Source organism: Rhodovulum sp. (genome assembly GCF_011048875.1).
GTDB classification, from domain to species: Bacteria; Pseudomonadota; Alphaproteobacteria; order Rhodobacterales; family Rhodobacteraceae; genus Rhodovulum; species Rhodovulum tesquicola.
Genome location: NZ_DSDD01000243.1, coordinates 1 through 6,550, shown reverse-complemented (window position 1 = coordinate 6,550; position 6,550 = coordinate 1). Strand labels below are relative to the sequence as shown.

7 protein-coding genes are annotated in these 6,550 nt (G+C 66.4%); 1 reads left to right on the top strand and 6 read right to left on the bottom strand.

The genetic code is table 11. The features are described from left to right. Positions 1-19: 19 nt before the first annotated feature. The 6 genes from ENN83_RS08630 to ENN83_RS08605 are packed head-to-tail and all read right to left on the bottom strand — an operon-like array spanning position 20 to position 4,498. Positions 20-298, bottom strand: a complete 279-nt coding sequence (locus tag ENN83_RS08630) for an HPr family phosphocarrier protein (RefSeq protein ID WP_132693449.1) — start codon at positions 296-298, stop codon at positions 20-22. A gap of 9 nt (positions 299-307) precedes the next feature. Beyond that, positions 308-700, bottom strand: a complete 393-nt coding sequence (locus ENN83_RS08625) for a PTS sugar transporter subunit IIA (protein WP_287185984.1) — start codon at positions 698-700, stop codon at positions 308-310. Further along, entirely contained in the window at positions 697-1,623 is a 927-nt protein-coding gene (gene rapZ / locus ENN83_RS08620; protein ID WP_287185982.1) for an RNase adapter RapZ, read from the bottom strand. Before rapZ ends, ENN83_RS08625 begins: the two co-directional genes overlap by 4 nt. Continuing rightward, complete coding sequence (locus ENN83_RS08615) at positions 1,623-2,054, bottom strand: HPr kinase/phosphorylase (protein ID WP_287185980.1); 432 nt, start codon at positions 2,052-2,054, stop codon at positions 1,623-1,625. Before ENN83_RS08615 ends, rapZ begins: the two co-directional genes overlap by 1 nt. A gap of 9 nt (positions 2,055-2,063) precedes the next feature. Beyond that, positions 2,064-3,767: a sensor histidine kinase gene (locus ENN83_RS08610; RefSeq protein WP_287185978.1), complete on the bottom strand. Its 1,704-nt coding sequence runs from the start codon at positions 3,765-3,767 to the stop codon at positions 2,064-2,066. Between the two features lie 29 nt (positions 3,768-3,796). Then, on the bottom strand, positions 3,797-4,498 hold the full coding sequence (locus tag ENN83_RS08605; RefSeq protein ID WP_287185976.1) for a response regulator transcription factor: 702 nt from the start codon (positions 4,496-4,498) through the stop codon (positions 3,797-3,799). Between the two features lie 334 nt (positions 4,499-4,832). Between ENN83_RS08605 and ENN83_RS08600 the strand changes: the two genes are divergently transcribed. Then, positions 4,833-6,431 (top strand): phosphoenolpyruvate carboxykinase, encoded by a 1,599-nt coding sequence (locus tag ENN83_RS08600; protein ID WP_287185974.1) that lies wholly within the window; start codon positions 4,833-4,835, stop codon positions 6,429-6,431. The last annotated feature ends 119 nt before the right edge of the window (positions 6,432-6,550 follow it).

Below are 6,550 nucleotides of genomic sequence, written 5' to 3'. Positions count from 1 at the left end.
TCTTGGGGATTCGGCCGGGTCACATGTCTTCGCCGAAGCGATCCGCAACGAGGCGGGCAAGCGCATCGGCCAGCCGGTCGGCCTCGGGGCCGCTGGTCGTCACCTCGATCGACGTGCCCTTGGAGGCGGCCAGCATCAAAAGACCCATGATCGAGTCGCCCGAGGCGCTCATCCCGTCGCGGCGGACCTCGGCCTGGGCATCGTGCTGTTCGACGCATTCGACGAACCGGGCAGAGGCACGGGCATGCAGGCCCTTCTCGTTGACGATCTCCAGCCGCCGGCTCACGCTTCCGCCCATGTGCACCCCTCAGAACCCGCCCGCGTCGAAACTGTCGATATATTTCCGCCCGGCGGCCAGCGCCGAGGCGGTTGCTTCGCCCACGCTCAGCCGCCGCGACTTCGCCAGCTTGATCAGCATGGGCAGGTTGGCGCCGTAAAGGATGCGCCGGTCCGAGGGCACGCAGGCCCGGATCGACAGGTTAGAGGGCGAGCCGCCGAACATGTCGGTCACCACCACCACCCCGTCGCCGGTATCGACCTCGTCGGCAGCACGGCAGATCTCGTCCTGCTTCGAGGCGCGGTCGTCGTCAGGCTCTATCGAGATGGCGCGCATGCCCCGCTGGTGGCCGACGACATGCTCGACCGCCGCCAGGTATTCGCGGGCCAGCCCGCCATGCGCGACGATGACGATTCCGATCACGCGCCCCTTCCCGTTGCCTGGGCGGACACGCCCTGCACCCGCCGCTCCAGCTCTCTATGCCTTATAGACACTTGCCATCCGGTTGCCGCAAGCTTCTTTGCCAGCGCCTCGGCCACCGCGACCGACCGATGCTGCCCACCGGTACAGCCGAGCCCGATCGAGATATGGCTGCGTCCCTCCTCGCGATGGGCGGGCAGCACGAATCCCGCCAGTTCGGTCAGCCGCTCGACGAAGGGGGTATAGCGGGCATCCGTGGCGATATAGGCGCACACCTCCGGGTCGCGGCCGTCGCGGGCACGCAACGCGGCCTCCCAGTAGGGGTTCTTCAGGAAGCGGCAGTCGAAGGCCATGTCGAGGCCATGCGGCATGCCCCGCTTGTAGGAAAAGGAATGCAGGGACACCGCAAGCGGTGCGGCGCCCCCCAAGGCGAACCGTGCGGCCATCTCGGCGCGGAACTCGTGGATGGTCAGGTCCGAGGTGTCGATCAGGATCGTCGCAAGGTCGCGGATCGGCCCCAGCAGGTCAAGCTCGCGCGCGACCCCCTCGGCCGGGCTTTCGGCGGGCGCCATCGGGTGGCGGCGGCGCGTTTCGGAAAAGCGGCGCAGAAGCATGTCGGGGCGGCAGTCGAGATAGACCACATCCGCCTCGATCGCGGGCGCAGCCGCCAGGTGGCCGATCAGTTCGGCCAGCGCGCGCGCGGAAAAATCGCGTGTCCGGGTATCCACGCCCAGCGCCAGCGGCGGGCGCGGCGGCTGTCCTTCCAGCAGCCGCGGGATCAGCGAGATAGGCAGGTTGTCGATCGCCTCGAAGCCCAGATCCTCGAGCACGTTCAGGGCCGTCGAACGGCCCGCGCCAGAGGCGCCGGTCACCAGCACGACGCGCTGCACGGCGGGGCCTTGGTCTTTCAGGAGGGCATCGGGCATCACTCGGCGCGGCCGTGGGTCAGGTGGATCAGGATCGCTGCAGCGAAATATGGCCAATCGACCCGGTGAAGCAAGGGCACGGGATGTTCAAGAAACCGCGCCTCGCGCCGGGGGGGCAGGCGCTCGGTCTCGGCCTGGTCCAGGTCGACGGCCAGCGCGACGGGGGACGCGTCGCAGGGATCGGCGCGCAGGAGGCCGACGAAGCGCGCCTCGATCAGGCCGCGGATCGGCTCGGGGGCGCTGGCGATCAAGCCCTCGGGCGTCGCGGTAAGGATCGTGCGGTCGTCGGCGACAAGGCGGGCGCCCAGCCCCATCAGTTGCAGCGCCAGCGCCGACTTGCCCGCGCCCGAACGACCGAGGATGAGCACCGCGCGCGCGCCGACAGCGACGCAGCTTGCGTGCAGGGTGATCGTGGGCGGCGGGGTCTCCACCGGCACCCCCTAGAGCGGCAGGCCGACGACGAAGCGGGCGCCGAGCGGTTCCGAGGTGAGATCGGCGGCGGTGGGGCGGATGTTCTCGGCCCAGATCACGCCGCCATGGGCCTCGACGATCTGCTTGGAAATCGCAAGGCCGAGGCCGGAATGATTGCCGAACTGACCCGCGGGCCGTTCGGAATAGAAGCGGTTGAAGATCTTGCCCAGCGCCTGGTCGGGGATGCCCGGGCCGGTATCCTCGACCACCACCAGCACGCGGTTGTCGCGGGTGCGTGCCCAGACCCGCACCGCATCGCCCGTCTCGCAGAACGAGACCGCGTTCGTGATGAGATTGACGAAGACCTGCGCCAGCCGCCCCTCAAGCCCGTTGATGGTGATCGTGTCGGCCGGCAGGTCGGCGATGAACTCGACCCCCTTCTCGTGCGCTTCCTTGCCCAGATGGCCGGCAAGCCGGCGCAGCAGGCGCACAAGATCGAAGGTCTCCTCTTCCTCCTTGACGAGTTCGCTGTCGAGCCGCGACGCGTTCGAGATGTCACTGACCAGCCGGTCGAGACGCCGCACGTCATGCTCGATCACGTCGAGCAGACGGGCGCGCTGGTCGTCGCGCTTGGCCAGCCGCATCGTGCCTGTGGCCGAGCGCAGCGAGGCGAGCGGATTCTTGATCTCATGCGCGACATCGGCGGCGAACTGTTCGTTCGCGTCGATCCGGTCGTAAAGCGCGGTGATCATGCCGCGCAGCGCGCCCGACAGGCGGCCGATCTCGTCGGGCCGGGCGGTCAGGTCGGGGATGCGCACGCGCCCTGGGTTCACCTTGCGGGCATTGCGGTCGCGCCCCATCTCGGCGGCGGCGGCAAGCTCGGCCAGCGGGTTGGCGATGGTCGAGGCCAGCACGAGGCTGAGGCCGATCGAGACCACGATGGCAATCACGAAGACCTGCAGGACCTGCTCGCGCTCGATCCGCAGCAGCCGGTCGATCTCTCCGGAGGCAGAGGTCAGGGCGACGACCCCGACGGTCAGATCGTCATGGACGATCGGCATCGTGACGGTAAAGGTGGTGAGGCCGCGCTCGTCCATCCCGGTCTCGACCTGGGCGCCCGCCTCAAGGGTCCGGTCAACCTGGGAACGCAGCCGGTCCTGCGGATCGGCAAGGCCCGGCGCGTTGCGATCCGACCCGGTGATGCGAGCCATCCCCTCCCAGACGATATTAAGGAAATCGGTCAGTCGGGTGATCGGCTGCCTGTCATCGTAAGGTGTGACCGGCCAGCCGGGGCTGAAGGCGCCCCGGGCATGGCCGAGAAAAGCGGCCGTCGCGTCATAGACGAACACGTCCGCACCGGCGGCGAGATCGAGCGCGGCAAGCGTCGCGGCGACGTCCACCCCGTCACCCGAGGCAAGGTCGACCGGCGCGCCGGGGGCCATCTGCAGCTCGAACACATCGGCCACCAATGCGGCCTCGGCGACCATGCCGCTTTCGCGCTGGCCAAGCAGGCTGTCCCGGGCGGGGTTGAGGTAGAGCACACCCGAGACAAGGACGATCTGGGCGATCAGGTTGAACGCGATGATCTTGCGCGCCAGCGGCGAGCGTTTCAGCAGGACGAAACCGCGGCTCTGGCGCCGGGCGCGGCCTGCACGCTCGGGCCCGACGCCCTGGGCGCTCCATCGCTCGTCGAGCGCGACGTCTCCGTCGGAAGTTCGACTGGTGTCCCGCACGGCCGCCCCCGGATTATGGGTTTCTCACGTCACTCTTCATTGTAACGATAGCCGATGCCGTAAAGCGTTTCGATGGCCGAGAAATCCGTATCGACTTGGCGCATCTTCTTGCGCAGCCGCTTGATGTGGCTGTCGATGGTCCGGTCATCGACATAGACCTGATCGTCATAGGCCACATCCATCAACTGGTCGCGGCTCTTGACGAAACCGGGGCGCTGGGCAAGCGCCTGCAGCAGCAGGAATTCGGTCACCGTCAGCGAGACGTTCTGACCCTTCCACGTCACGGCATGGCGCAGCGGGTCCATGGTAAGCTTGCCGCGCACCAGCACCTTGTTCTCTTCGGGCGAGGAGCCGGAACCCGAGGCGATCACCTCCTGGCGGCGCAGCAGCGCGCGGATCCGTTCGACCAGAAGGCGCTGGGAAAACGGCTTCTTCACATAGTCGTCGGCCCCCATCCGGAGGCCCAGAACCTCGTCGATCTCGTCATCCTTGGACGTCAGGAAGATCACCGGCAGGCTGAATTTCTGGCGCACGCGCTGCAACAGGTCCATCCCGTCCATGCGGGGCATCTTGATGTCGAACACCGCCATGTCGGGCAGGCGCTTGTTGAACGCGTCCAGCGCGGCCTGGCCGTCATTGTAGGTTTCCACCTCGAAGCCCTCGGCCTCAAGCGTCATGGAGACGGAGGTCAGGATGTTCCTGTCATCGTCAACGAGCGCAATCCTCGACATGGGGTATTCCTTGTTCTGCGCAACGAAATATGTGCCCGAATTTGGCGTCACTCTTTCCAGATCGTCGCCACGATTCGAAACATGGATCCGAATCGCGGCCTTCTCGTGGCATCACTGAACGCGGAATTCCCTGACACATTGCTAATCCGCACCCGCTGGGCGCGATCCGGCGTCTGCCCACCGGGGACAATCGCGGCGTCGCGCAGGATGATTGCGCTAACGGCGGGCCCAAAGTCAGATGATTGCGCTAACGCCTCGCCGCGACCTGTTGCTTCATGGAAACGTCATGTTATAGCCGCGCCAGCGACCAACGCGGCGTCTTGGAGGGTGCGACATGGACATCGGACGGGTGAACCCCGCACAACGTCTTGAGGATCAAGGCATAACCGGGCTTGGAAAGGTCCATTACAACCTGCTGGAACCCGCGCTTGTCGAAGCGGCGCTGACCCGTGGCGAGGGGCACCTGGGCCAGGGTGGCGCGTTCCTCGTGACCACCGGCGAACATACCGGCCGCTCGCCCAAGGACAAGCATGTGGTCCGCACCGCGGATGTCGAGGATACGATCTGGTGGGACAACAACCGGCCCATGGAACCCGAGGCGTTCGATCGCCTGCATGAGGACATGCTGGCGCATCTGAAGGGCCGCGAGGTCTTCGTCGAGGACCTTTATGCCGGGGCCGACCCGGCCAACCGTCTGGACGTCCGCGTCGTCACCGAAATGGCCTGGCATGGCCTCTTCTCGCGCCACCTGCTGCGCCGCCCGACACTGGACGAACTCGACACCTTCGTGCCCGAGTTCACCGTTGTCAACGCGCCCTCCTTCAAGGCCGATCCCGAGCGCCATGGCTGCCGCACCCGGACCGTCGTCGCGATGAACTTCGCCAAGAAGCTGATCCTGATCACCGATACCGAATATGCGGGCGAAATCAAGAAGTCGGTCTTCACGCTGCTGAACTACATCCTGCCCGCCAGGGGCATCATGCCGATGCATTGCTCGGCCAACCACGCACCGGGCAACCCGGTCGATACCGCGGTGTTCTTCGGGCTGTCGGGCACCGGCAAGACCACGCTTTCGGCCGACACCTCGCGCACGCTGATCGGCGATGACGAGCATGGCTGGTCGGACAAGGGCACCTTCAATTTCGAAGGTGGCTGCTATGCCAAGACGATCAACCTGAGCGCCGAGGCCGAGCCCGAGATCTATGCCACCACGACCAAGTTTGCGACCGTGATCGAGAACATGGTGTTCGATCCGTACACGCTGGCGCTGGATTACGAGGATGACAGCCTGACGGCGAACATGCGCTGCGCCTACCCGCTGCACTACATCTCGAACGCGTCGGACACGGCGCTGGGCGGGCATCCCAAGAACATCATCATGCTGACCTGTGACGCCTTCGGGGTGCTGCCCCCGATCGCCCGGCTGACGCCCGCGCAGGCGATATATCACTTCCTGTCGGGCTTCACCTCGAAAGTGGCGGGGACCGAAAAGGGCGTGACCGAGCCCGAGCCCACCTTCTCGACCTGCTTCGGCGCGCCCTTCATGCCGCGTCGGCCCGAGGTTTACGGCCAGCTTCTGCGCGAGAAGATCGCGACCCATGGTGCGACCTGCTGGCTGGTGAATACCGGCTGGACCGGTGGCGCCTATGGCACCGGCTCGCGCATGCCGATCAAGGCGACGCGCTCCCTGCTGGCGGCCGCGCTTGACGGCACGCTGAACGATGCCGAGTTCCGCAAGGATCCGAATTTCGGCGTCGAGGTGCCGCTGTCGGTGCCGGGCGTGGACGACGCGCTGCTGGACCCGCGCCGCACCTGGACCGATGGCGCGGCCTATGATGCGCAGGCACGGAAACTGGTGGGCATGTTCTCGGAGAATTTCGCCAAGTACCTGCCCTTCATCGACCAGGACGTGAAGGAAGCCGCGATCGGCTGATCCCGGTCCCGCCGTGGAACCAAAAGGCCCGCGCCCGGTGGCGAGCGGGCAGGATCAGCTGCCGGGCAAGCAACTGCGAGATCGTGAAGGCCGCAATCGGCACGCCCAGCAGCAGAAGC